This window comes from Afifella sp. H1R, assembly GCF_021462425.1.
GTDB lineage: Bacteria > Pseudomonadota > Alphaproteobacteria > Rhizobiales > Afifellaceae > Afifella > Afifella aestuarii.
The window spans coordinates 213,545-239,176 of the sequence record NZ_JAKEDY010000001.1; the positions used below are offsets into that span (position 1 = coordinate 213,545).

At 62.8% G+C, this 25,632-nt stretch carries 22 protein-coding genes; 15 read left to right on the forward strand and 7 right to left on the reverse strand.

All coding sequences use genetic code 11. The annotated features are described in order from the left end of the window. The first annotated feature begins 49 nt into the window (after window positions 1-49). Window positions 50-1,093, forward strand: coding sequence for a LacI family DNA-binding transcriptional regulator (locus L0F51_RS01050; protein ID WP_234627556.1), 1,044 nt, complete (start codon window positions 50-52; stop codon window positions 1,091-1,093). 19 nt (window positions 1,094-1,112) lie between these two features. On the opposite strand, the gene L0F51_RS01055 is transcribed toward L0F51_RS01050, so the two are convergent. Beyond that, window positions 1,113-1,709, reverse strand: coding sequence for a cyclopropane-fatty-acyl-phospholipid synthase family protein (locus L0F51_RS01055; protein WP_234627557.1), 597 nt, complete (start codon window positions 1,707-1,709; stop codon window positions 1,113-1,115). Window positions 1,710-1,788: 79 nt separating this feature from the next. Beyond that, window positions 1,789-2,583, reverse strand: coding sequence for an IclR family transcriptional regulator (locus L0F51_RS01060; RefSeq protein ID WP_234627558.1), 795 nt, complete (start codon window positions 2,581-2,583; stop codon window positions 1,789-1,791). A 227-nt stretch (window positions 2,584-2,810) separates the two neighbouring features. Between L0F51_RS01060 and L0F51_RS01065 the strand changes: the two genes are divergently transcribed. From L0F51_RS01065 to L0F51_RS01105, 9 genes are all read left to right on the forward strand, one after another. Beyond that, window positions 2,811-4,379, forward strand: coding sequence for an ABC transporter substrate-binding protein (locus L0F51_RS01065; protein ID WP_370642360.1), 1,569 nt, complete (start codon window positions 2,811-2,813; stop codon window positions 4,377-4,379). Window positions 4,380-4,459: 80 nt separating this feature from the next. Next, window positions 4,460-5,311: an alpha/beta hydrolase gene (locus L0F51_RS01070; protein WP_234627560.1), complete on the forward strand. Its 852-nt coding sequence runs from the start codon at window positions 4,460-4,462 to the stop codon at window positions 5,309-5,311. Continuing rightward, window positions 5,311-6,921 (forward strand): gamma-glutamyltransferase, encoded by a 1,611-nt coding sequence (gene ggt, locus L0F51_RS01075; protein WP_234627561.1) that lies wholly within the window; start codon window positions 5,311-5,313, stop codon window positions 6,919-6,921. Before L0F51_RS01070 ends, ggt begins: the two co-directional genes overlap by 1 nt. A 17-nt stretch (window positions 6,922-6,938) precedes the next feature. Beyond that, a complete protein-coding gene (locus L0F51_RS01080; RefSeq protein WP_234627562.1) occupies window positions 6,939-7,913 on the forward strand; it encodes an ABC transporter permease in 975 nt (324 codons plus the stop codon). Window positions 7,914-7,917: 4 nt separating this feature from the next. Next, window positions 7,918-8,844 carry an ABC transporter permease gene (locus tag L0F51_RS01085; RefSeq protein ID WP_234627563.1) on the forward strand — a complete coding sequence of 309 codons (927 nt, stop codon included), beginning with the start codon at window positions 7,918-7,920 and terminating at the stop codon, window positions 8,842-8,844. Window position 8,845: 1 nt separating this feature from the next. Beyond that, the gene (locus L0F51_RS01090) at window positions 8,846-9,847 is read left to right on the forward strand and encodes an ABC transporter ATP-binding protein (protein WP_234627564.1); all 1,002 of its coding nucleotides are present in this window, start codon (window positions 8,846-8,848) and stop codon (window positions 9,845-9,847) included. A gap of 17 nt (window positions 9,848-9,864) precedes the next feature. Further along, window positions 9,865-10,884 (forward strand): ABC transporter ATP-binding protein, encoded by a 1,020-nt coding sequence (locus L0F51_RS01095; protein ID WP_234629291.1) that lies wholly within the window; start codon window positions 9,865-9,867, stop codon window positions 10,882-10,884. Window positions 10,885-10,956: 72 nt separating this feature from the next. Continuing rightward, entirely contained in the window at window positions 10,957-13,785 is a 2,829-nt protein-coding gene (locus L0F51_RS01100; protein ID WP_234627565.1) for a heavy metal translocating P-type ATPase, read from the forward strand. A gap of 181 nt (window positions 13,786-13,966) precedes the next feature. Further along, window positions 13,967-15,202 carry a GTP-binding protein gene (locus L0F51_RS01105; protein ID WP_234627566.1) on the forward strand — a complete coding sequence of 412 codons (1,236 nt, stop codon included), beginning with the start codon at window positions 13,967-13,969 and terminating at the stop codon, window positions 15,200-15,202. A gap of 95 nt (window positions 15,203-15,297) precedes the next feature. On the opposite strand, the gene folE is transcribed toward L0F51_RS01105, so the two are convergent. Next, window positions 15,298-15,930 (reverse strand): GTP cyclohydrolase I FolE, encoded by a 633-nt coding sequence (gene folE / locus L0F51_RS01110; RefSeq protein ID WP_234627567.1) that lies wholly within the window; start codon window positions 15,928-15,930, stop codon window positions 15,298-15,300. A gap of 363 nt (window positions 15,931-16,293) precedes the next feature. Between folE and L0F51_RS01115 the strand changes: the two genes are divergently transcribed. The 5 genes from L0F51_RS01115 to L0F51_RS01135 all read left to right on the forward strand — a co-directional run bounded on the left by L0F51_RS01115 (window position 16,294) and on the right by L0F51_RS01135 (window position 21,857). Beyond that, the gene (locus tag L0F51_RS01115; protein WP_234627568.1) at window positions 16,294-17,628 is read left to right on the forward strand and encodes a DUF2778 domain-containing protein; all 1,335 of its coding nucleotides are present in this window, start codon (window positions 16,294-16,296) and stop codon (window positions 17,626-17,628) included. Between the two features lie 199 nt (window positions 17,629-17,827). After that, a complete protein-coding gene (locus L0F51_RS01120; RefSeq protein WP_234627569.1) occupies window positions 17,828-18,190 on the forward strand; it encodes a hypothetical protein in 363 nt (120 codons plus the stop codon). Between the two features lie 305 nt (window positions 18,191-18,495). Further along, complete coding sequence (locus L0F51_RS01125) at window positions 18,496-20,394, forward strand: methanol/ethanol family PQQ-dependent dehydrogenase (protein WP_234627570.1); 1,899 nt, start codon at window positions 18,496-18,498, stop codon at window positions 20,392-20,394. A gap of 78 nt (window positions 20,395-20,472) precedes the next feature. Beyond that, window positions 20,473-20,997 carry a c-type cytochrome, methanol metabolism-related gene (locus L0F51_RS01130; RefSeq protein ID WP_234627571.1) on the forward strand — a complete coding sequence of 175 codons (525 nt, stop codon included), beginning with the start codon at window positions 20,473-20,475 and terminating at the stop codon, window positions 20,995-20,997. Then, complete coding sequence (locus tag L0F51_RS01135) at window positions 20,994-21,857, forward strand: substrate-binding domain-containing protein (RefSeq protein WP_370642282.1); 864 nt, start codon at window positions 20,994-20,996, stop codon at window positions 21,855-21,857. The genes L0F51_RS01130 and L0F51_RS01135 overlap by 4 nt, the downstream gene beginning before the upstream one ends. Window positions 21,858-21,954: 97 nt before the next feature. On the opposite strand, the gene L0F51_RS01140 is transcribed toward L0F51_RS01135, so the two are convergent. From L0F51_RS01140 to L0F51_RS01155, 4 genes are all read right to left on the reverse strand, one after another. Beyond that, window positions 21,955-22,611 (reverse strand): hypothetical protein, encoded by a 657-nt coding sequence (locus tag L0F51_RS01140; RefSeq protein ID WP_234627572.1) that lies wholly within the window; start codon window positions 22,609-22,611, stop codon window positions 21,955-21,957. A 74-nt stretch (window positions 22,612-22,685) separates the two neighbouring features. Then, window positions 22,686-23,120 carry a hypothetical protein gene (locus L0F51_RS01145; RefSeq protein ID WP_234627573.1) on the reverse strand — a complete coding sequence of 145 codons (435 nt, stop codon included), beginning with the start codon at window positions 23,118-23,120 and terminating at the stop codon, window positions 22,686-22,688. 97 nt (window positions 23,121-23,217) lie between these two features. Continuing rightward, window positions 23,218-24,225 carry a YVTN family beta-propeller repeat protein gene (locus tag L0F51_RS01150; protein ID WP_370642283.1) on the reverse strand — a complete coding sequence of 336 codons (1,008 nt, stop codon included), beginning with the start codon at window positions 24,223-24,225 and terminating at the stop codon, window positions 23,218-23,220. Next, entirely contained in the window at window positions 24,222-25,457 is a 1,236-nt protein-coding gene (locus L0F51_RS01155; RefSeq protein ID WP_234627574.1) for an ABC transporter substrate-binding protein, read from the reverse strand. The genes L0F51_RS01150 and L0F51_RS01155 overlap by 4 nt, the downstream gene beginning before the upstream one ends. Window positions 25,458-25,632: the final 175 nt, after the last annotated feature.

Consider the following 25,632-nt stretch of genomic DNA (forward strand, 5'->3'; position numbering starts at 1 on the left):
ACGCAACGTGGCATCGTTCGGGTGTAATGTCTGAAAACGATTTCTGAAAATGTCCATCAGCATCAAGGACGTCGCCGAGAAGGCAGGCGTATCGGTCGCCACAGTGTCGCGGGTCCTCAGCGAGGGGCCCGTGCGCGCGGACACCAAAGAGCGCGTTCACGCTGCGATCAAGGCGCTCGGCTACCGCCCGAACCTCTCGGCTCGGCGCCTGCGCACGCAGCACGCACAGACGATCGGTCTCATCGTCTCCGATATCCGCAATCCGTTTTTTACGGCCGTAGGTCGCGGCGTCGAGGATGCCGCTTATCGGGCCGGCATGCGGGTGCTCCTGTGCAACACCGATGAGAACGTCGAGCGCGAGCGCATGTATCTGCGCCTGATGCAGGAAGAGCGTGTGACCGGCCTCATCCTCGCGCCGACGCTCGCCATGCTCGATCAGCTGCAAAAGAGCCCGCTGCAGTTTCCGGCCGTCCTCATCGACCGGGCCGGCGCGGGCGGCCTTTACGATTCCGTCGTTCTCGACAACCGCGAGGCCGCGAACACGCTCGTGGAGCATCTTTTCGACGAGGGCTATCGCCGCATCGGCGGCGTGTTCGGCCAGACGAGTGCCACGGGTTTGGAGCGTCGCGACGGCTATTGTGCCAGCATGAAGGCGAGGGGCCTCACCCCGGATCCGCGCCTCCTGCCGCCGACCGTCGATGCAGGCGAGAAGGTGATGAGCGAATGGCTGGCGGGGCCCGATGCACCGGAGGCGATCATCGCCAGCAATGGCCTGCTGCTCATGGGCGTCGTCAAAGCGGCGCAGCGGCTGGGGCGCGCCATCCCGCGCGATCTTGCCGTTGCCGGCTTCGACAATGAGGACTGGACGGAAGTGGTCGGGCCGGGGCTGACGGTGATCGAGCAGCCGGTCCACGACATCGGCCGCAACGCCATGTCGCTCCTCTTCGACCGTTTGCAAAATCCGGGTTTGGCGCCCCGCAAGGTGGTCCTGTCCGGTCGCTGTATTGTGCGCGGTTCGACCTTGGCGTCAAAACCGGCGGCTCTTGCGGAAAACAGATCCGCACCATTGGCTGCGGAGGCGATGAACCCCTGAGCGTCGGTCGGGCCCGGGCTCAGGTGGGTTTGCGTGCCACGAGGTCGATCAAGGCCGAGAGGCCGGAATGTCCCTTGCCCTCGTGGATCTCGCTGTCGTGCTCCGCAAGGTGAATGATTTCGAAATCGGAGAACGCCGCTTCGATCAAAGAGCGCGTATAGAGGTGGTCGGGATCGGGCGGTCCGCCTGTGCCGTAGCCGATCTGCTCGGGCCTGTAGCCTTGCAAGAGCAGAATGCCGCCCGGCATGAGGGTTCGTTTCATCGCCTCGAAGAGCTCGGCGCGAAGCGTCGGATTGGCGAACTGGACGAAGATCGCCACCACGCCGTCATAGGCGGAGGAAGGCCATTCCCATATGGCGATGTCCGCGTGCACGTGGGCGAGGGACACGCCGCGTTCGGCTGCGAGGCGTTTCGATTTTTCGATCGCCACCGCTGAGGCGTCGATCGCTGTCACCTCAAGCCCCCGTTCGGCCATCCAGACGCCGTTGCGCCCTTCGCCGTCGGCCACCGAAAGAACCCGCATTCCCGGGCTCAGCAGGTCCGCATGGGCGGCGAGGAAGGCGTTCGGCTCAGTGCCGAAGAAATAGCCGGGTTGGCCATATCTCTCGTCCCACATCACTCCAGCGCTCCTCGTCGCTCACATTGCCGCTCGTTTCTATCTATCGCGGCGCGGCGGGGCTGCGAGGTGTCCGGCTTCACAGCGCCATTCGTCCGCCGAGCGAAGCGTCGCCCTTCCAGCCGAGCCCTTCGGAAATCCGCCCCGCCGCCTCGGAAACCAGACGAATGAAGCGCTCGATGTCGGTGTCGTCGGTTCGGAAGGCCGGCGCGGCGATATTGATCGAGGCAAAGACGGAGCCGTCTGCGGAAAACACTGGCGCCGACACGGCCACGAGCTGGTCGCTCACTTCCCCGCGGCTGATGCAGATTCGCGTCTGACGGATTCGATCGAGTTCGGCAAACAGGCGAGAACGGTCGGTGATCGTGTTGCCGGTAAAGGCTTTGAGCTCCTGCGGCAGAACCGATTCGCGTTCGTCTTCTGGGAGATAGGCCATGATCGCCTTGCTCGATCCGGCATAGAGCGGGCGGCGTCGGCCCACCACCGCATGCACGCGAAGATCCCGCGAAGGCTCGTATTTGGCGATGCACAGAGCTTCGCTCTTGTCGCGCAGGCGCAGCTGAACCGTCTCGTTCGTTTTGAGCCCCAGATCCTCCAGAATCGGATTGGCGAGTTTGACGAGATCGATCTGTGAGGAGGCCGAAGTGCCGAGCACCAGGATGGCGTTGCCGAGCCGCCATCGCCCGTCCGGCTCCTGCGACACCAGTTCTCGCCGTTCCAGTGTTCGCAACAATCGGAAGGTTTTGGCCTTTGTCACTCCGGCTGCGCGGGCGATCTCCGACACCCCGGCTTCGGGATGTTCCGCAACGGTCATGAGAATGTTGATCGCATCATCAACAGACTGAACAACATAGCTTTTTTCGTGTTCTGCCATGGCCTGATCCCCCTTCGCTCAACAGCTTTGCGGCAATCTGCCTCAAATTCCGGTTGTGGCACTCGCCTGTCTCATACAGTGAAACATAGTTTCATTCTTATTGACAGCCCTCCGTTGCGCATGCGTTCCTGGTCAGCGTTCAAGCGTGGTCAAGGCATGGGCATCGCCGCCTGGCGTGGCACCGGCCTTGTCGAACAAGAGGGGATTAATTCTTGGGTATCTCGACAATGGGATGGATCGGCCGGGGTGCTGCTGCCTTGGCTTTATGCGCGGTCGCTGCCGGAACGGCATCGGCTCAGGACAAGGAGCTGACGGTCGGCATGGCGTCGACGTTCGCGACCGTCGATCCGCATGAGGAATCGAACTCGCCGCACAACGCGATGAGCCGGCATATTTTTGACAGCCTCATCTATCGCGGCGGCGCTGCCGAGAACGAACCGCAGCTTGCGACCTCCTGGGATGTCGTCGACAACACCCATTGGCGGTTCCATCTGCGCGAAGGGGTGAAATTCCACGACGGCACCGATTTCGACGCCGAAGACGTGATCGCCTCTGTGCTGCGGGCGCGCGACAAGCCGAGCCAGGCTTTCGCGTCCTACACGCGCAACATTACGGACGTGACGGCCGAAGATCCCCACACGGTGGTGGTGGAGACGAGCGTCCCGGATCCGATGATCCTCAATTCGCTGAGCCGCATTCGCATCATCAGCTCCGAGCACGCCGACGACGATGTCGCCGCGTTCGACAACGGCACTGCGGCGGTCGGCACCGGCCCGTTCAAGTTCGTCTCGTACACGCCTGGCGACCGGATCGTCATGGAGCGGAACGACGACTATTTTGGCGGTGCCTCCGAATGGAGCAAGGTGACTTTGCGCATGCTGCCCGACAACGGCGCACGGCTCGCAAGCCTGCTCTCCGGTGACGCAGACCTCATCGAGACCCTTCCTGCGGAAGGCGTCGAGCGGGTGAAGAATTCCGACAATCTCAAGGTCATTCGCGGCCAGTCGACCCGCATCGTCTATCTCGGCACGGATGTCGCCCGCGATCAGACGCCTTTCATCACGGCAAAGGACGGCTCCAAGCTCGACAAGAACCCTCTCAAGGACGAGCGGGTGCGTAAGGCGCTCCTGATGTCGATCAACCGGCAGGCGATCGTCCAGCGCGTCATGCAGGACAACGGCACCGTCGCCCATCAGTTCGTCGCCGAGGGCTACTTCGGCCATTCGGACGATGTCGAAGAAGTCTCCTACGATCCGGAAGGTGCCAAGAAGCTTCTGGAGGAGGCGGGTTATCCCGACGGCTTCCGCCTGACCCTGCACGGACCGCAGGGACGTTACGTCAACGACAGCGACGTGCTGCAGGCGGTCGGCCAGATGTTCGCCCGCATCGGCATCGACACGAAGGTCGAGGTGATGCCGTGGTCGATGTATGCCGACAAATACTCCAACGGCGAATACTCCGTCTTTCTCGGTTCCTGGGGTGTGAACACCGGTGAAGTGTCGAATCCGGCGATCGCCATCGTGGCAGGGCGCGACGAGGCAAAGGGCACCGGCCGTTACAACGGCGGTGGCATCGACGATCCGGAGATCAACAAGCTCCTGGATGAGGCGACCTCGACGCTCGACGAGGACAAGCGTGAGCCGATCCTTCAAAAGGTCTCCGAGCTCACCTTCAACCACCACTATCTGCTGCCGCTGCACTACGAGAACGTCGTGCTCGGGGCCAGCAAGAACGTCGACTACAAGCCGCGTGGCGACAAGTATCTCCTCGCCTACGAGGTGAAGTCGGCCGAGTGAGCCCCAAGGCTCGCCTTTAAGTCACCGGGCGGGGCGCCTCTGCGCCACGCCCGCCATTTCTCCCCTTTCAGGACATAGGAATGCAGGAACTCGGCACCAGCGCTGCCGCTGCCCGCGCGCGCGCCATCTACGACTACGGCCATACGGCAATCTTTGCCTCCACGGCCGACCCGCGTTTTCACATGCTCTTATATGTGCCCCCGGCGGCGGCCGACGGTCGCCCGGTCGACCTCCTGGTCGCCGTGCACGGAACCGGCCGTACCTCCGCAATGGAATTCCGCGACGGTTTCGCCGAGTTCGGTCTCTACAACGACTGCGCCGTCCTGTGCCCGATCTTCCCGATGAATGTGCGTGGAGACGGCGCGCGCTCGGGGTACAAATATCTGATCGAGGGCGATATCCGCTACGATCTCCTGCTCATCTCCATGGTCGAGGAGATGGCGGCGAAATACGCGCAGGACTGGTCGCGTTTTGCGATGTTCGGGTATTCAGGCGGTGGACATTTCACCCACCGCTTCGCGCTCGTTCATCCGGAACGTCTCTGGGCCGCATGTGTCGGTGCGCCGGGGTCGGTCACGCTGATCGATCCAGAGCGTGACTGGTGGGTCGGCACCCGCGATCTCGCGGAGAAGTTCGGCAAGCCGTTCAATCTCGAAGAACTGGCGAAGCTGCCGGTGCAGATGGTCGTCGGCAAACTCGATCTTGAAACCTGGGAAATCACGCACAAGCCTGGCTCGGCCTACTGGATGGAAGGGGCGAACGATGCCGGCGAGACGCGTCCGGAACGCCTGCGTTCGCTCGCGCGCTCCTTCGAGGCCGTCGGCGTGAACGTCACCTTCGACGAAGTCCCCGGCATTTCACACGACCGTATGAAGGTGCTTGGCCATGTCAAAGCCTTCCTGACACGCACGCTGGCAGAGAGGCGCAGCTGATGAACAACGCAACCATCGTCGCCCCGCAGCCGGAGGCTGTGGAGGCGGGAGCCAATGTCCTGGCGCGCGGCGGCAATGCCGTCGATGCGGCGCTCGCCTGCGCGTTCATGCAGGGCGTCGTCGATCCGCAGATGGCCGGTGTCGGCGGTTTCGGCTCGATGCAGATCTACATGCCGGGCCGAGGCGTGCACGAGATGCTGGAATTCTACGCGCTCGCGCCGGCCGCGGCCACGCCGGACATGTGGCTCGACAAGCTGCTCGGCCAAAGCCGCGACGGCTTCGGCTTCATTCTCGAAGGCAACATCTCCGAGATCGGCTATCTCGCCTGCTGCACGCCGGGCTCTCTCAAGGGCTATGAGACGGCCCTTCGCGATTACGGCACGTTCGATTGGGCCGATCTGATCACGCCTGCGGCCGAAGTCGCGCGTACCGGCTTCATGATCCGCCCGCACATGCACTGGTACTGGTCGAAGGACCAGTCGGGAGACGGGCAGGCGAACACGATCGACAAGCTGCGCTTCTCCAAGACCGGTCGGAGCGTCTATTTCCACGAGGACGGAAGCCTGCGTGCCGTGGGCGAGCTCCTGCGCAATCCCGACCTTGCCAACACTCTGGAGCGGATCGCGCGAAGCGGCGGCTCGGGTATCTACTATCACGGCGAAATCGCCGAAGAGATTGCCGCCGACTTCAAGGCGGGCGGAGGCCTGATCGGTCTGGAGGATCTCGCGCAATACGAGGTGACCAGATCGAAGCCGGTCTGGGGGCATTATCGCGGCCACAAGATTTCCACGAGTGCGCCTCCGGCATCCGGTTTCCCGATGCTGGAGATCCTGCACATCATGGAGCATTTCGATGTCGGGGCCATGCAGCATGCAAGCACCGAGCATGTGCGTCTTCTCTTCGAGGCGATGAAGCGCATGACGATCGACAAGGACGCCCATATGGGCGATCCGGCCTATGTCGAGGTGCCCGTCGAGCGACTTCTCTCCGACGAGAATATCCGGGCCCATGCCGAAAGCATCCGTCGCGGCGAACGCGCGAATGTGGAACGCCTCGACCTCTCGCAGCGCGACACCACCCATATTTCGGTGATCGATCGTGAGGGGAATGCGGTCGCCATGACCCACACGCTCGGCAGCCCCTCCGGCGCCATCACCGACGGCCTCGGCTTCATGTACAACGGCACGATGAGCCGCTTCGATCCGCGTCCTGGACGTCCCGGCTCGATCGCGCCGCGCAAGCGTCGGGCGAGCTCGGCCGCGCCGACGATCGTGTTTCGCGATGACAAGCCGTTTATCGTCATCGGCGCGCCCGGTGGCAGCTATATCGCCCCGACGGTCGCTCAGGGCATCATGAACATGATCGATTTCGACATGTCGATTCAGGAGGCGGTGACGGCACCGCGCATCGTCGGCGTGTCGAACACGATCGACATCTGCAACCGCATTCGCCGTTCGGTGGAGGCGGATCTGCGCGCGGATGGTTACGAGGTCGAGCGCTCGCCGCAGACCTATGCCTTTGCGGCTTTGCACGGCATCCGGATCGACGACGGCGTGTCGAAGGGAGCCGCAGATCCGCAGCGGGATGGTATGGCCATCTCGATCAGCTAGGCAGGCGGAGAGGCTGAATGGTCACTTCCATTATTCGGCGGTTCATCCAGGCATTGTTCGTCATCGTGGCGATGACGGTGATCGTCTTTGTCGCCGTGAACGTCATCGGCAATCCGGTCGACATTCTGATCAACCCGGATGCGAACCAGGCCGAGCGCGCACGCGTGATCGCGGAATATGGCCTCGATCAGCCTCTCTGGCGCCAGTACATCGACTTCCTGGCGGGGCTGTTGCGCGGCGATTTCGGCAACAGCTTCGTCTACGGTCGCTCCGCTCTCCAGGTGATTTTGGAGCGTTTTCCGGCGACGCTGGAACTCGCCCTCTCGGCGCTGGTGATCGCGCTCATCGTCGGTCTGCCGCTCGGCCTTTACGCCGGACTGCGGCCGCGGAGCATCGCCTCGCGCATCATCATGTCGGGCTCGATCCTCGGCTTTTCGCTGCCGACATTCTGGGTCGGCCTCATGTTCATCCTCTTGTTTTCCGTGCAGCTCGGATGGCTGCCGTCGAACGGGCGTGGCGAGACCGTGGAAATCCTCGGCATGCGCTGGTCGTTCCTGACGGAGGACGGGTTGCGGCATCTCTTTCTGCCGGCCCTCAACCTGGCGCTCTTCAAGACCTCGCTCGTTCTGCGCCTGACCCGGGCCGGCGTGCAGGAAGTGCTGCCGCAGGATTACATCAAGTTTGCCCGAGCCAAGGGACTGAGCGAGCGCCGGATCATTTCCGTGCACGTCCTCAAGAACCTGATGATCCCGGTCGTGACCATCGTCGGCCTGGAGTTCGGCTCGCTCATCGCCTTCTCCGTGGTGACGGAGAGCATCTTCGCCTGGCCCGGCATGGGCAAGCTCATCATCGACAGCATCAACCTTCTCGATCGGCCTGTGATCGTCGCTTACCTGATGATGATGGTCCTGATTTTCGTCGGCCTGAATTTCATCGTCGATCTTTGTTACACGCTGCTGGATCCCCGCGTCCGGCTCGATGCCAAACGGTGACGCCATGGACCCTCAGCTTGTAGATCACATTGAAAATGCGGTGTCGGAGACGGAGACGCTCACCTCCGAGCGCGGCCGCAATCAGCTTCGGGAGTTCTTTCGCTCTCCCGGCGCCGTGCTGGGGCTGCTCACGCTTTTCGTGATCATCATTGTGGCGGTCCTTGCGCCGCATATCGCCCCGCAGAATCCTTACGACCTTTCGCAGCTCGACATCCTCGACAGCAGGTTGCCGCCGGGCTCGGAATCCTTCGCTGGCGTGCCTTACGTTCTCGGTACCGATGCGCAGGGACGCGACATCTTTTCCGGCATTCTCTACGGGCTGCGCGCCTCGCTGATGGTGGGCGTGCTCTCGGCCTTCGCCGCCGCGATCATCGGCACCTCGGCGGGCCTCACGGCTGCTTACATCGGCGGACGGGTTGAGAGCCTCATGATGCGGATCGTCGATCTGCAGCTGTCCTTTCCCACGATCCTTATGGCATTGATGATGCTCGCCGTGCTCGGCAAAGGCCTGGTGAACGTCATCCTGGCGCTGATCATCGCCGAATGGGCCGTCTATGCCCGCACCGTGCGCGCGACGGCGCTCGTTGAACGTGAAAAAGAATATATCGAGGCGGCGCGCTGCCTGCGGCTGCCAGGCTGGCGAATCCTCTTCCGCCACCTTCTGCCGAACTGCCTCGCGCCCGTGATCGTCATCTCCACGATGCAGGTCGCCCGCGCCATCAGCCTGGAGGCGACCTTGTCCTTTCTCGGTCTCGGTGCATCCGTGACGGAGCCCTCGCTCGGCATGCTCATCTCCAACGGCTACCAGTACCTGCTCTCCGGCCTCTACTGGATCAGCTTCTATCCGGGCATTGCCCTGCTCGTGACGATCGTCGCGATCAATCTCGTCGGTGACAGGCTGCGTGATGTCCTCAATCCGAGGAACGTGTGAGATGGCAGCTTTGCTGGAAGTGAAGAACCTCGTCACCGAGTTTCCCCGTCATGGTGCAGCGCCCGTCAAGGCGGTCAACGACGTCTCCTTTTCGCTCGAGAAGGGAAGGGTGCTCGGACTTGTCGGCGAAAGCGGCTCGGGAAAATCCGTGACCGGCTTTTCGATCATGGGCCTCGTCGATGCGCCCGGGCGTGTCGCTTCGGGTGACATCTTCTTCAACGGTGAGAACCTCGCCGATCTCAATGCGGAGGAGATGCGGCGCCTGCGCGGACGCCACATCGCGATGGTCTTTCAGGATCCGATGATGACGCTCAATCCGGTCCTGCGGATCGAGACGCAGATGACCGAAACGCTCCTCGCGCATGAGAAGATGGATCGTGCCGAAGCGCGGGCGCGGGCGCGCGATGCGCTGGGCATGGTCGGAATCCCAAGCCCCGAAGAGCGGCTGTCCGCCTATCCGCACGAGTTTTCGGGTGGCATGCGCCAGCGCGTCGCCATCGCGATTGCGCTTCTGCACAGCCCCGAGCTGATCATCGCGGACGAACCCACGACGGCGCTCGATGTGACCATCCAGGCGCAAATCATTTCCGAGTTCCAACGCCTGGCCGAGGAGAGGGACACGGCCGTGATCTGGATCACCCACGACCTTGCCATCGTCTCGCGGCTCGCCGACGACATTGCCGTCATGTATGCGGGCCGCCTCGTGGAGACCGGCCCGGTCGCCGAGGTGCTGACCGATCCACGCCATCATTATACGCGCGGGCTGATGGATTCCGTGCCGAGCCAGAACACCCGCGGCGCGCTTTTGAAGCAGATCCGCGGCATGACGCCGAGCCCGGCCAATCTTCCTTCCGGATGCAGCTTCCGCACCCGCTGCGGAGGCGCTGACGCGCTCTGCACGAAGCTCCCGCCCGAGATCAGGGAAGGGGAGAGGAGCTATCGTTGCGTACATCCCTTGGGCGCGCGTGCCTTGGGCGCGATCACCGGGGAGGCCGTATCGTGAGCGAGACGAACGAGGTCATGGAGAACACTCCAAAGATGCCACTCGTCGAAGCGCGCGACGTGACGCGCCGCTTCGGTGCGACGCCCGATCTTGCCGCCCGTATTGCCATCAGCGCAGGCGCGGCGGAACCGCCGGCCGTCGTCTATGCGCTCGACGACATCAACCTCTCGGTTGCCCGCGGCGAAGTCCTGGGGGTTGTCGGCGAGAGCGGCTGCGGGAAGTCGACGCTCGGCCGCATCGTGGCGGGCATTCTGCCGCCGACCGAGGGAGAAATCCGCTGGAAGGGCGAGCCGCATCACAAGCTGAAAGGTCGGGCGCGCAAGGCCGCCGATCTCGCCGCGCAGATGATTTTCCAGAATCCGATGGCGGCGCTCAATCCGCGTATGCGCATCGAGAGCATCGTGGCCGAGGCGCCGCGCGCTCACGGTCTCATCGAGGGAAGCGTCTCCGATTATGTCGATGAGCATCTGCGCATGGCCGGCTTCGATCCGGCGATGAAGAAGCGCCTGCCGCACGAATTCTCCGGCGGCCAGCGTCAGCGTGTGAACATCGCGCGGGCTCTCGCCGTGAAGCCGGAATTTCTGGTTTGCGATGAAAGCGTCGCTGCCCTCGACGTCTCCATTCAAGCGCAGATCATCAATCTCTTCGTGAAGCTGCGGGAAGAGCTCGATCTCACCTATATGTTCATCAGCCACGATCTCGGCGTGGTCGAGCATATCTCCGACCGCGTCGTCATCATGTATCTCGGTCGGATCGTGGAAGAGGCGCCGGTGGAAGAGATCTTTGCCCGCCCGAACCATCCCTATACGCAGGCGCTGCTCGCCGAAATTCCGCGCATCGAGCCGCGCAAGCGCCGCTTCGAGGCGATCAAGGGTGAGATTCCGAGCCCGTTATTTCCGCCGAAGGGCTGTCACTTTCATCCCCGGTGCCCGTTCGCCCATGAACGCTGCCGGGTGGAGGTGCCGAAGCTCAAGCCGGTTGCCGGCGGCCATCTCTCCGCCTGCCATCTGAACGACGAGGCCGCCGCCGGGGCGTGACGATCGACTGACTTGACCTTCCAGTGGCTGGAAGCTCCAATTAGGGTGCGATCAGCCACGAGGATTGGTCTCATGAACGAGATTGCACCCGCCGCGAGCCGCCGCGAAGGCTCGTCTTCGCGCCGATACAGGGTCGAGGGCATGACCTGCGCCTCGTGCGTGCGCCGGGTCGAGCAGGCGATTGCGGCGCTACCCTCTGTCGACAAAGCCAGCGTCAATCTGGCGACGGAGACGGCGGAGGTCATCTTCGTTGGTACGCCTGAGGATCGCCCCGTCATCGCCGCGATCGAGAAGGCCGGCTACGACGTGCCGCGCGAGAATTTTGAGATCGCCATCGAAGGCATGACCTGCGCCTCCTGCGTCGGCCGGGCCGAGCGCGCGATCAGGGCTGTGCCCGGCGTCGACGAGGTGTCGGTCAATCTGGCGACCGAACGCGCTTCGATTTCGGCCCGGGGCGGGCTTGATCGCGGGGTGGTCGCGGCGGCGATCCGCGAGGCGGGCTATACGCCGCGCCTGATCGAGAATGACGGTGCTGGAGCGGACCGGCGCGCCGAGGTCAAGGCGCGCGATTATGTGGCCCTGAAGCGCGATCTCACCATTGCTGCAATCCTGACGCTGCCGGTCTTTCTGGTCGAGATGGGTTCGCATGTCTCGCCGGTGATCCATGATCTCGTGCAGCGGATGATCGGTTCGGGCACCAATCATCTCGTGCAGTTCGTCCTGACCACCCTCGTTCTCTTCGGTCCGGGATTGCGATTCTTCCGCAAGGGCTTGCCGGCGCTCCTTCACGCCGCGCCTGACATGAATTCCCTGGTCGTTGTCGGCGCCAGTGCCGCCTGGGGCTATTCGACGGTCGCGACCTTCGTGCCGCAGGTGCTGCCGGCCGGAACCGCGAATGTCTATTTTGAGGCGGCGGCCGGGATCGTGACGCTCATTCTCGTCGGCCGCCTTCTCGAAGCACGCGCCAAGGGCCGCACGGGCGAGGCGATCAAACGCCTGATCGGCCTGCAGCCGAAGACCGCCCGGGTCGAGCGGGAGGGCCGTTTCGTCGAAGTGCCGCTTGAAGATGTCGTCGTCGGCGATGTCCTGCAGGTGCGGCCCGGGGACAAAATCGCCGTCGACGGAGTTGTGCTGAGCGGCATGTCCTATGTCGATGAATCGATGATCACCGGCGAGCCGATCCCGGTGGAAAAGGCTGAAGGCGCCGAAGTCGTCGGCGGCACCATCAACAAGACCGGCAGCTTCACCTATCGCGCCGAGAAGGTCGGCAGCGATACGATGCTCGCCAATATCATCCGCATGGTGGAGGCAGCGCAGGGCGGCAAGCTGCCGATCCAGGCGATGGTCGACAAGGTCACGCAATGGTTCGTGCCGGCGGTGATGAGTGCCGCGCTGCTGACCTTCGTCGTCTGGCTGGTCTTCGGTCCGGAGCCGGCGCTGGGCTTCGCCCTCGTCAATGCGGTCGCCGTCCTCATCATCGCCTGCCCCTGCGCCATGGGGCTCGCAACGCCGACCTCGATCATGGTCGGCACAGGCCGGGCGGCCGAGTTCGGCGTGCTGTTCCGGCGTGGTGAAGCGCTGCAGACGCTGCGCGAGGCGGGCGTGATCGCGCTCGACAAGACCGGCACTTTGACGGAAGGCCAGCCCGAGCTCACCGATCTCAGCGTCTCTGAAGGGTTCGACGAGGCCGAGGTTTTGGCGCTCGTGGCGGCTGTCGAGGCAGGCTCCGAGCACCCGATCGCGGCGGCGATCGTGGCTGCGGCCGAAAGCCGTGGACTGGGGCTGGCGAAGCCCGAGGCTTTCGAGGCGATCCCCGGTTTCGGCATCACGGCACGCGTTGCCGGCCATGATGTCATGGTCGGGGCCGACCGATTGATGGCGGAGCACAAAATCGCTCTCGATGGCTTTACCGAGGACGCAGAACGTCTCGGCGCGGAGGGGAAGTCGCCACTTTATGCCGCGATCGACGGAAAGCTTGCCGCGATGCTTGCGGTCGCCGATCCGGTCAAGGCGTCGACGCCGGCTGCGATCAAGGCCCTGCACGATCTCGGGCTGAAGGTGGCGATGATCACCGGCGACAACCGCCGCACGGCAGACGCCGTTGCCCGCCGTCTCGGCATCGATGAGGTGGTCGCCGAAGTGCTGCCGCAGGGCAAGATCGACGCGATCAAAGCCTTGCGCTCTGGTGGTCGGAAGGTCGCCTTCGTCGGCGATGGCATCAACGACGCACCGGCGCTGGCGGAGGCCGATGTCGGTCTGGCGATCGGCACCGGCACCGACGTGGCGATCGAAAGCGCCGATGTGGTCTTGATGTCGGGCGATCTCGGGGGTGTCGCCAATGCGATCGCTCTCTCCAAAGCGACGCTTGCCAACATCCGTCAGAACCTGTTCTGGGCCTTCGCCTACAACGTCGTGCTGATCCCGGTGGCGGCCGGCGCGCTTTATCCGTCGACCGGCGTGCTTCTGTCGCCGGTTTTCGCGGCCGGAGCGATGGCGCTCTCAAGTGTCTTTGTCGTCACCAATGCCCTGCGGCTGAGGCGGTTTTCGCCGCCGCTCGAGGTGACGGGAACACACACGGCGCCCATCGCCAAGGCTGCGACGAGTGCCGACCCGGAAACACTGTCGGCGGCAGCACAATCTGTGTCCCAAACCCCGGCCATGCCGGCCGATGTTATGTCAGAAAAGGAGATTTCGATGCTGAAGCTCAAGGTTGAAGAGATGTCGTGCAAGCATTGCGTGGCAAACGTGGAGAAGGCGGTGAAGGGCGTCGATCCCGAGGCCAAGGTCGATGTCGACCTCGATGCCGGCACAGCCGCGATTGAGAGCTCGGCCGACGAGGCGGCGATCGAAGCTGCGATCCGTGAGGCGGGTTATCCGAACGAGAAGCTCGCCGCCGCCTGAGCGAGCTTTTTTCATCTTCCGGCCGGGCGGAAGCGCGAGACCCGACCTGGCCGGAACCCATACCTGCCTTGGTGCCGCCTCCCATCTGGCCCGTCTGGTGGCCGGCGAACGCGGCTTGACATGCGAAAGGCGATCTCGGTATCGATACGATATGTTATAAAATTACATATCGCGAGGCGAGATGCAGCAATCCAAGTCCAATGACGGGCGCCTGCCTGTGACCGTGCTGTCGGGTTTTCTGGGCGCCGGCAAGACGACGCTCCTGAACCATGTGCTCAACAATCGCGAGGGCCGGCGCGTCGCCGTCATCGTCAATGACATGAGCGAGGTGAACATCGATGCCGACCTCGTGCGCGAAGAAACGGCGCTGAACCGTGCCGAAGAGAAGCTCGTCGAGATGACCAACGGCTGCATCTGCTGCACGTTGCGCGACGATCTCCTCACGGAGGTACGCCGTCTGGCCGAAGACGGGCGCTTCGATTGCCTGCTGATCGAAAGTACGGGCGTTTCTGAGCCTTTGCCTGTCGCTGCCACGTTTGAGTATCGCGACGAGAACGGACGTAGCCTGTCCGACATCGCGCGCCTGGATGCGATGGTCACCGTCATCGACGCCATGCGTCTCCTGCAGAATTACGGATCGTCCGATTTTCTGGCCGATCGCGGTGAGACGGCGGGCGAGGGGGATGAACGCACGCTGGTCAACCTGCTGGTCGATCAGATCGAATTTGCCGACATCATCATTCTCAACAAGGTATCGGATGCGGAGCCTGCCCATCTCGAGGCGGCCCGTGCGATCGTGCATGGCCTCAACCCGGACGCAAAATTGATCGAGACCGATTATGGCCACGTCGCTGCCGACGACCTCTTCGATACCGGATTGTTCGATTTTGACCGCGCCCACCAGCATCCCATGTGGTTCAAAGAGCTCTACGGCTTTGCCGACCATGTGCCGGAAGATGCCGAATACGGTGTGACGAGCTTTGTCTGGCGCGAACGTCGCCCGCTCATTCCCGAGCGCTTCAACGAATTCCTGCAGACACCGTTGCCCGGCGTCATCCGCGCCAAAGGGCATTTCTGGCTGGCCACCCGAGCTCAGATCGTGGGCGAATTCAGCCTCGCCGGCGCGGCGGCGACGGTGAGACCGCTCGGCTTCTGGTGGACGTCGGTGCCGCAGTCGCGATGGCCGGATGATCCGGAATTCCACAAGCGTATCCTGAGCTTTTTCGACCCCGTTTACGGGGATCGGCGCCAGGAGATTGTCTTCATTGGCATGCTGGGCGAGATGAACCGCGAGCGCATTACGGCGATGCTCGAGCGCTGCCTTGCAGAACCGACCGAGGATGGTCGTTTCGATCCGAATGCCTATCGCGGTCTTCCGGATCCTTTCGAGGCGTGGGGATCGTCGCAGGCCGCCTGATGCTGGCCCATTAAAGTGACACCGCTTCCTGAAGCGGTGTCACTTGATGTCGAGAGCCCGCCGTTTCTCGGGCGGTGAAGCGCCCGTTGTCGCGCTCAGCCGAAACGCTCACTCGGGGCCGCGATTTGAGCGAGAAAGTCCCGCCGCAAATCGGAATTGTCCTTGAACGCGCCGACAAAGCGGCGGGTCACCATGCTGACGCCGGGCTTCCTGATGCCGCGTGTGGTCATGCACATATGAGCGGCCTCGATGACGACAGCGACCCCGCGTGGCCGGAGAACCTCCTCGATTGTGTCGGCAATCTGCGAAGTCAGCGTTTCCTGGATCTGCAGCCGTTTCGCATAGGCTTCCACGAGCCGTGCAAGTTTGCTGATGCCGACGACACGCCGGTTCGGCAGGTAGGCGATATGCGCCTTGCCGATGATCGGCACGATGTGGTGCTCGCAATGCGATTCCAGTCGCATGTTCCGAAGCACGATCATGTCGTCGTAATCGTCGGTCTCTTCAAATGTCCGGGCGAGAAGCTCGGTTGGATCGGTGTTGTAACCTTCGAAGAACTCCTCGTAGGCGCGCACGACGCGCGCGGGCGTGTCGATCAGGCCTTCACGATCCGGATCGTCGCCGGCCCATTCGATGATGAGCCGGACTGCGGCTTCGACGGCGGCGCGATCGGGACGCGGCCGCCCGAGTGTCTTTTCTTGCGGCATGGCCGCGGGGGATGATGTCATGTCTCTGAGGATAGCCTTGGTGATCAGGGCAATTATTTGAAACGTTATAACATCAAAATCAAGAATGATCCCTCGATGACGCCCGCCTTGCGAAGGTCCTCAGGTGAGGTGGATCGAATCCCCATCGGTGGGGAGGTTGCCCTGGCGCGAGCGAGCAGGCATTCTCCGCGCGATTTTTACGTATCTTTTGGCGGTTGCGGCACGGGCATCCCGCCGAGAGCGGAGGCGTCGGTTATCGTAAACGAAAGCATAACGAGCCTCGGCGTATAGAGGAGCGAACCACAGTCCGGAGCGCGCATGTGCCGACGTCCGGTCTGAGTGGGAGTTGCGGTTCGCTCGCAGGGGCAGGGGAGAAGCTTGTTGATGAAGCCGAGCTTTGATGCGCGTCTGTTGACGGCGCGGAGACGCCTGAAGGGCTCCAAGCCTCTGCTCTTTTTGAGCGCCGTTGCCGGCATGGCCGCGTTGGTAGGGACGACGCCGCTCGTCGCCGAGGGCGTCGTACAAGCCTCCGCTCATCTCATCGCGGCCGGAGAGGTTTTTTCGGCGCCGATGATCGGGGAAGACGCGCGGCTCAAACCCGCCTCGCGGGGAGACCGCCTGTCCTCGGTCGCTCTGAAGCAGGATCCCTCGAACCGTCTCGGACAGCGCAGTCCAACGGTGGAGCGCAACCTTTTTGAAGACCCCGATGTGAAGGGCCCGGCGACGGGCCTTTTCGACTCGCAGCGTTTCGCCTGGCAGCCGAGGGTGGTGCACTTGCCGGAAGTCGTTGCGGGCTATCCGGGGGTCCTGGTGCCGGCCAACGAAAGCGGCGCCGTACGACTGGCGACGGCCTTGACGATGGCCTCCCAGACAAGCGCCCAAGTGTTTGCGAACCGCTGGATGTCTGAAACTTTCGAGCCCACGGCCGGAGCATATCTCGCCGCTCTCGTCGGGAGCGAGCAAGTTCCATCGCCTGACCAGATGGTCCCAGACGCGGTGGCCGGCCTCGACTTCGTCCCGGCGCCGAGGCCAGATATCGGCGAAACGGAGATCGCCAGCCTGGAGCCCAATGCCCGCCCGGCATCGACGGTGGGTTTTGACGAGGCTCTCGATGCGCAGGCCGTTTTGAAAAAGGTGGCCGTGCCGGCATCCCGGCCCACGCCGGGCGTCGTTGCGAAAGGCGGGCGTTCGCCCGCAAGCCTTGCTTATGCGGCGGTCGAAGAGCCGACTGCAACCGATTCATCTGACGGCTTTTTCAATAAGCTCTTTGCGCCTGCCAGCAGGGCTGCGCTTCCGGGACGGGACAGCGGCATTGCCGTCTATGAGATTCAATCGGCGACGGTCTATCTGCCCAATGGCGAACGTCTCGAGGCGCATTCCGGCCTTGCCAGGATGCAGGACGATCCCCGCTATGTGCGGGAAAAGAACCGCGGCCCGACCCCGCCGAACGTCTACGATCTCGTCATGCGCGAAAGCCGCTTTCACGGCGCGGAGGCCATTCGCCTGCTGCCCTCCGACGGTCGCAAGAAATACAATCGCGACGGGCTCCTGGCGCACCCTTACATGTATGTCGGCGGCGGCTCGCGCTCTCAGTCCAACGGCTGTGTGGTCTTCGCCAATTACGAGCGCTTCCTGAAGGCTTTCAAGAAGGGGCACATCACCCGCATGATCGTCGTGCCGCGGTTGAAGGACCTCAACACCTATATGGCCGCGCTTTAGGCCTGCGTGGGCCCGTTGGCTGAGCCACCAGGCTGGTGGGTGAGGGTGCCGGCGCAGTGGATACCGAGATGGCAGGCTGGCGCGCAGCTGCGGCCAGCTGCGTTTCCGGCTCGGTTGGCAGGTGACTTCCGCGCCAGCCCGGCTGTGGCTAAACTTCTATAAAATCCGACAGCCTGTCGGCGCGATGGGAGGGCGAACGATGCGTCACACAATCTTTGGCCCCGTCCTTGCCGCCATTCTTTGCACGAGCCCGGCATTGGCGATGGCCGCCTCGGCCGGCAACGACTATCCGAGCGAGGCGATCGCCGAATATGTCTATGCCTGCATGAAGGCGAATGGCGAGACGCGGCCGGTTCTCTCCGCCTGCGCCTGTTCGATCGATGTTGTCGCTTCGCTCCTGACCTACGAGCGCTATCTGACCGCCAGCACCTTCTTGAGCATGCACCAGCTGCACGGCGAAGGTGCCGATATCTTTCGCAACAGCCCGCGTTCGAACGCGTCGATCCAGGATCTGCGCCGCGCCCAGGCCGAGGCGGATGTGCGCTGTTTCAAGGGCAACTAAACGCCCGAAATCACGGCTTTCTCTGGTCTTTTTGGCCTTGGGTGCATCTAAGTGCGACAAGGAGTCATAAGTATCCTTGCCGAGAGCCCAGGATACCTTTACAGTACTCATTAGGTTTTCGACAAAAAAAGACTCCAACCTGGGAATTGGATTCTGTCGAAGGTTAGTTCGAGCGCGCCAATGCAAGCGTAGCTCGATGTCGTGGCGTATTGTCGAAAACCCATTTCAATAAGCGTTCGTGCGTGTGCCAGAGGCTTTGCGTAACGAAACCATAGACGACGCTAATGTCGCAATGGGAGGGTCTAATGGGTCGCATCTTGACGGCGCTGTGCGCCGTGTTTGGGCTCGTCATATTGATGGGGCCTGCTTTCGCAAATGAAAAACTCATCGAAATGGAGAAGAACGCGAAAGAGTGGGTCATGCCCACCGGAAACTACGCCAATCACCGCTTCTCCGAGCTCAATCAAATCAACAAGGACAATGTCGGCGATCTCCAGGTCGTCTGGACGTTTTCCACCGGCGTGCTGCGCGGTCACGAAGGCGGACCGCTCGTCATCGGTGACACGATGTATGTGCACACGCCTTTTCCGAACATCGTCTACGCGCTCGACCTCAACAACGATGGCGCGATCAAATGGAAGTATGAGCCGGTTCAGGATTCGGGCGTGATCCCGATCATGTGCTGCGACACGGTCAATCGCGGCCCGGCCTATGCGCCGGAAGGTGAGGGCCATCCGGCGATGTTGATCCTCAGTCAGGCTGATACGACGGTCGTGGCTCTGAACGCCGACACCGGCGAAGAGGTGTGGAAGGTTAAGAACGGCGACCCCGGCAAGGCCGAGAGTGCGACCGCAGCGCCCCTGGTCTACAAGGACAAGGTGCTGATTGGCGTCTCCGGTGCCGAGTTCGGTGTGCGTGGTCGCGTCACCGTCTACAATCTCGCCGACGGTTCGGTCGCCTGGAAGGCGTTTTCCACCGGTCCGGATGAAGACATGCTTGTCGATCCGGAAAAGACGATGGCGCTCGGCAAACCGATCGGCAAGGATTCCAGTCTGCAAAGCTGGGAAGGCGATCAGTGGAAGACCGGTGGTGGCACCACCTGGGGCTGGTATGCCTACGATCCGGAGCTCAATCTCATCTATTACGGCACCGGCAATCCATCGACCTGGAACCCGAACCAGAGGCCGGGCGACAACAAATATTCGATGACGATCTTCGCACGCGACGCCGATACGGGCATGGCGAAGTGGCTCTATCAAATGACGCCGCACGACGAGTGGGATTACGACGGCGTCAACGAGATGATCCTCGTCGATCTCGAAATGAACGGCGAGATGGTGAAAGCGCTCGTGCATTTCGATCGTAACGGGATCGCCTACACCATGAACCGCGAGACGGGCGAACTCCTGCTCGCCAAGAAATATGACCCGGCCGTCAACTGGACGAGCGGCGTCGACATGGACAAGAACAGCGAAACCTACGGTCGGCCCACGGTGGTCAGCGATTATTCGACCGATGCGCAGGGTGAGGACACCAACGTGGAGGGCATCTGCCCGGCGGCTCTCGGCACCAAGGACCAGCAGCCGGCCGCTTATTCCCCGAAAACCAAGATGTTCTATGTCCCGACCAACCATGTCTGCATGGATTACGAGCCGTTCCGGGTCAGCTACACCGCCGGCCAGCCCTATGTGGGCGCGACCGTGTCGATGTATCCGGCACCGGACAGCCATGGCGGCATGGGCAACTTCATCGCCTGGGACGCCACGACTGGCGAGATCGTCTGGACGATCCCCGAACAGTTCTCAGCCTGGGGCGGCGCGCTCGCCACGGCCGGCGACGTCGTCTTCTACGGCACGCTCGAAGGCTATCTGAAGGCGGTCGATATCGAGACTGGTAAAGAGCTCTACAGGTTCAAGACGCCCTCCGGCATCATCGGCAACGTCAACACCTATGAGCACAACGGCAAGCAGTACATTGCCGTGCTTTCGGGTGTCGGTGGCTGGGCCGGCATCGGTCTTGCCGCGGGTCTCCTGTCGCCTGAATCGGCTGCCGGTTGGCACGAGGCTGTCGACCAGGGGCGCGAGCAGGGGGACACGGAAGCTCAGGTGGGTACGGCCGGCCTCGGCGCCGTCGGCGGCTATTCGGGCCTTGCCAACTTCACCAATCTCGGTGGCGTGCTGACGGTCTTCGCGCTTCCCGATTGAGACTGACGAGCCGAAGCGGGAGCCCGGCTTTTGGCCGGGCTCTCCACCGATGCCCTCATCAATCAGTCAGGAGTTACGATGCTCGCTCGCAGCATGGTTGCGCTCGTCTTTGCTGTCGTCGCCGGATTGCCAGCTTCTGTCGCCGTCGCGCAGAACGATACTCCGGGAGATCCCGCAATCGCGGAGGAGCGGGACGGAAAGTATTTCGACGCCGACGGGACCCCCACCTTCAAGTTCGAGAATGGGCAAGTCGACTGGTACACGTTCTCCGGCTATCGCCGCTATCACGCCGCCTGCCATGTGTGCCATGGCCCCGACGGTCTCGGCTCGAGCTATGCGCCCGCGCTCGCCCACTCGCTCGAACATCTCGATTACGCGAATTTCCTCGCCGTCGTCGCGGGCGGACGCGAGAACGTGTCGAGCTCGCAGAAGAACGTCATGCCGTCCTTCGGCACCAATCCGAACGTCATGTGCTACATCGACGACATCTACATTTATCTGAGGGCGCGTGCGCAGGGAGATCTGCCGCGCGGCCGGCCGCCCAAGAAGGAAAAGAAGCCGGATTCCTTCATGAAGGCGGAAAACGATTGTCTCGGCACATGATGCCGCCTCTTACCCGCATCCGCTGGGCGATCGCAATCTCGACCGCCATCCTCGGGGTCTTTGCGACACCCTGGCCGAGCCTGGCTCAGACGACCGGCCTCGGCGAGGCCATCGAGCTCGTCGATCCGAACGTCTTCCGCGTCTGCGCCGATCCGAGCAACATGCCTTTCTCAAATCAGGAGGAGGAGGGCTACGAGCAGAAGCTGGCCGAGCTCTTCGCTGAAAAGCTCGGGAAGACGGTCGCCTATACCTACTTTCCTGAAGTGATGGGCTTCGTCCGCCATACGCTCGGCGCGTATGAATGCGACGTCATCATGAGCTACGCGCAGGGCGATGAATTGGTGCAAAACACCAACGCCTATTATCAGACCGCCTATGCGCTGGTGACCATGCCGGGCTCCGACGTCGGAGACGTTACGACGCTCGCCGATCCGCGCCTCAAGGACAAGCGCATCGGTGTCGTCGCGCGCACACCGCCGGCGGCCAACATGGCCATGTACGGGCTGCTCAAGAAGGCGAAACCCTATCAGCTGATGGTCGACACGCGGCAGGGGACGAGCGCCGAGGCGATGATCGCAGACCTGAAGAAGGGCGAGATCGACGTGGCGGCGCTCTGGGGACCGCTCGCCGGCTGGTTTGCGAGCCAGTCCGATCCGCCTCTCAAGGTGACCCCGCTTTTGAACGAGAAGGGCGGCTCGCGCATGGTCTACCGCATCACCATGGGCGTCCGGCCGACCGATCAAGAGTTCAAACGCACGCTCAATCGGCTCATCAGAGAGAACCAGGACGCGATCGACGCAATCCTGCTCGACTATGGCGTGCCCATTCTCGATGCGCACGAAAACCCGATCACGCATTGATCCGATGCGCTCCGGCTGGTGCTTTCAGCCGGAGCACCTTCCCTCGATGTGGGGATCTTCGGACGGGGAGGGCGCCGGGGCGTGGCGTGCGTCCCGCTCAATCCGGCAGCTCGGCCTGTATCACCCTTGCGAGCGCGAAGAGCCGTTGTTCGATCAGTGACGACACTTCGCAGACATAGGTGAGGGAATGTCGCCGGTCGTCGAAGATGCGGACCTGCACGAGTAGGTTGGTTTTGAGCTCCTGAGCTTGCGGAGAATGGGGCGAGGCCTGACGGACGTCACTCAGGCGCGATTGCTGCATGCGGATTTCCTCCGCCATCGCCTTCTGCCGCCGCGCATAATGCTTGATGCCGTTCATCACCTCGCTGCGCTCTGCGTTCAGCGTCGTGAAAATCCCGGCGAAGAGTTGGGTCAGACGCTCCTCTTTCCGGGATGGATCGAGCCGAGCTGAAAAGTCCCGGACTGCATCCTCCGCGTCCTCGATTGGCATGCGGCGGGCGCAGAGCCGCCGAGCCAGCCCTGCGATTTCCTCGTCGTCGCGCCACGCCGTCATCGCCTCATCGACCGAGGGGCCGGTCCACACCTGCACGACCGAGAGCGTCGGCACTTCGGGCTGAATGCACGGCCAGTCGGGATCTTTGCGTGGCTGGGCGATCGCAGGCGCGCCCGTCAGAGCGAGTCCCGTCAGAGCGAGCCCCGTCGGAGCGAGCATTGCAGCGACGACGATCAGGAAGCGGCATCCGGAGACGACCATGCAACCAGAATGCGCGTCGATGGGGCCGGCCGCAAGCCCATCAGGGCGATGCCGCCGGCCCCCGCCCCCACCCCTCATTTGACCAGGATCTGTGCGCCCTGGGTCTCCCCGGTGGTGTTGGGAACTCGCAATTCGAACCGGCCGGGCCGGATCGGCACGAAGGTCATCTCCACTTCGCCCGCAGCGTCGAACTCGATCGAATCGACGCCGAGCGGGCGGATTTCGATGTCGTTGATGACGATTTCGTTCACCCAGACATTGCGGAAGAAATCGGCACCATGCACGGCGAGTTCGGCCGTTCCGTCGGCCTCGATCGTCAGCTTGTACTGCTTGCCGGATTCAAGCTCGATCGGCGCCTCGACCAGCGGCTTGCCCGAGGACAGCGTGATCGGCCCAACAGCGATCGGCCGGGTCAAGAGCCCGGACTGGGCATAGGCGCCCACGGGCGTCAGCGCGCAAGCTGCAGCCGCCGCCAGAATGGCAAGTCCTGCGCTCCTCTTCATCTGCATGGTTCTTCCTCCCCTCGTTTTCGCCCTGGCGCTTTTCGACCGTGTCGTTCCGTTCCCTTTGTGTCGCAGTGTCTTGGCCTTTCCAGCCGGCGACCGCCTATTCCGGCGTCGTCACCACCCCCCAGGGCAGTCGCCCGACCTGAACGCTCTTGATCACCTTGCGATCGGCCACATCGATTACGGAAATGTCGTTGGAGATTCCGTTCGTCGAGAAGAGAAGGCTTTCATCGGGCGAGAAGGCGAGCTGCCAGACCCGCTGCCCGACGAGGAGGTACTCCTCCACCTCATAGGTTTCGGCATTGACGATGGCGACGCGGTTCGCCGGGCCGAGAGCGACGAAGGCGGTCTTGTCGTCGCCGGTGATGCGCACCCCGACAGGCTGGATTGCTTCGGGCCGCAGGCCTGGGATTTCGAAGGTGATCTTGTGGGTCACTTCATGGGCAGCCGTGTCGATCACGCTGACCGTCCCGCCGATCTCGGCGGAGACCCAGACCTCCGAGCCGTCGTGTTTGAACTCAGCGAAGCGAGGCCGGGAATCGACGAGCACGTTGTCGGTGATGTCGTGCGTTTTGGCGTCGATAAAATGCGCCATGCTCGTGGTTTCCGACGTGTTGACGATCACCGATCCGTCCGGTGACACGCCCATGCCTTCCGGCTCCACGCCGACCGGGATCTCGCTGACGAGCGAGCGGTCTTCGACGTCGACGACGGTCACGAGGTTGTCGTCCTCGTTGGCGATGTAGAGAAGGCGCCCCTCCGGATCGAGGGCGAAAAGCTCGGGATCCGGGCCGGAGGGGAGCGTGGCAACGACCTCATAGGTCTCGGAATCGATCATTTGCACGGTGTCGTCGTCACTCGCGCAGAGAAGCACGTATTTGCCGTCGTTGGTGATGGTGATGCCGCGCGGACGCTGGCCGACGGGCACGGTCTCGATCACCTCCATGGAGGCGCTGTCGAGCACCGTCATGGTGTTGTCGCCCTCGTTGGAGACGAAAATCTTGTAGGCGAAGGCGGGCGCCGGCAGCGACAGCGCCGTTGCCGCGAGCATCACCCCAACGAGACGGCAGAGCGTCTTGCGCTCTCTTTTCCGAGTGTCCTGTGTCATAGCCGGCACTCGCTCTCGGGTCGGTCGTAGCCGAGTGTGTCGAGTGTCGAGGTCTGGTGCAGGAAACCGTCCTGTGGCGAGACGGAGACGACCATGCGCCCGTCGGCGAGCAGGATCGGTTGCCGGAGCTGCCAGTTCCAGTCGCGCAACGTCAGCTTCTGTCCCTTGAAGGCTGCCACCTCGAACTTCGGTCCCTTGATGAAATCGGCCATCGTCGCGGCATCGCTACTGGATGCGCGCGTCGCCGCCTCGCCGATCATCCGGACGGCCGTCCAGGCGTCCATATCCTTTGCTGTCATTTGTCGGTCGTAGGCAGCGACGAAGCGGTTCTGGATCTGGATTCCAGCCCATTGGTCGTGAGCCGGCGACCAGCTCGTCGGCCTCAGCCCGGAGGTCCCGGCGACCGGCCTCGGATCCCAGGTGTGGTAGGGGACATAGGGCCCAAATATCTCGCTCTCGTCGGCGACGACGACCACGTCGTGATCAGGTGCCGACTGGGTGAAGACGGCCATCTGCGCGTCGACCTGGACGAGGCCGGAATCAGTGGTGCGGGCGCCGCCGGTATCGGTGAAGACGCGCTTTTCCACGATTCTGGCGCCGAAGCGTTTCGCGGCCCGTTCCACCGCGGCGGCATAATCCTGATCGGCTGAATGCGAGCCGACGAGGAGGAACAGCCGCGTCCATTTCTTGGTGACGAGATATTGCACGAGCGCGTCGGCGAGCATCGCCCGGCTCGGCGCCACATGAATGAGATTGGCCCGGCAATCGGATTCGCGCAGCCGGTCGTCGGCGGCGCCGATATTAAAGACGAGCGTATCCCGCTTCGCAGCCTCATCGGTGACGGCAAGAAGCGTGTCGGCAGGAAGGTCCGCCACGACAAAACGGACGCCCCCAGCGCTCATCTCGCCGAGGGCGTCCAGTGCCTGCTGCTGGTCGCTCGCAGTGGCATCTTCAAGTTCGTATTCCTGGCCGGTGAAGCGGCCGGTCGTGTTGTTGTCCGTAATCGCGAGGCGTGCGCCGGCGATGCCGTCATCCTCGCGCGGCCGCTCGCTCAAAGAAATGGGAAGCCAGTCCGGCAAGGGGCTACGCAGGTAGCCGATCATGACCTTGCCCTTACCATCCTGTGCCACGCCCGGGCTGGCGCTGCCGACGACGAGCGCGAACGCAACGGAAAAAACGATCGCGAGGAGATTGCGCGCAATGTCGATCCGCATGAAACGCCCGTTTGCCATGTCTCTACCTCACGTCATCTCGCGTTAGAGCGGAATTAAGCGAAGGTTAGAATACGGTGAGAACTCCAACGCATCCTCTTTTTGGTGTCCGGCCTGCATGCCGAGACTGAGAAAGATATGTTTGCGCACTTGCCGGGAAGAATTGAACGGGTAACATTCATCCGGCGCGACGAAG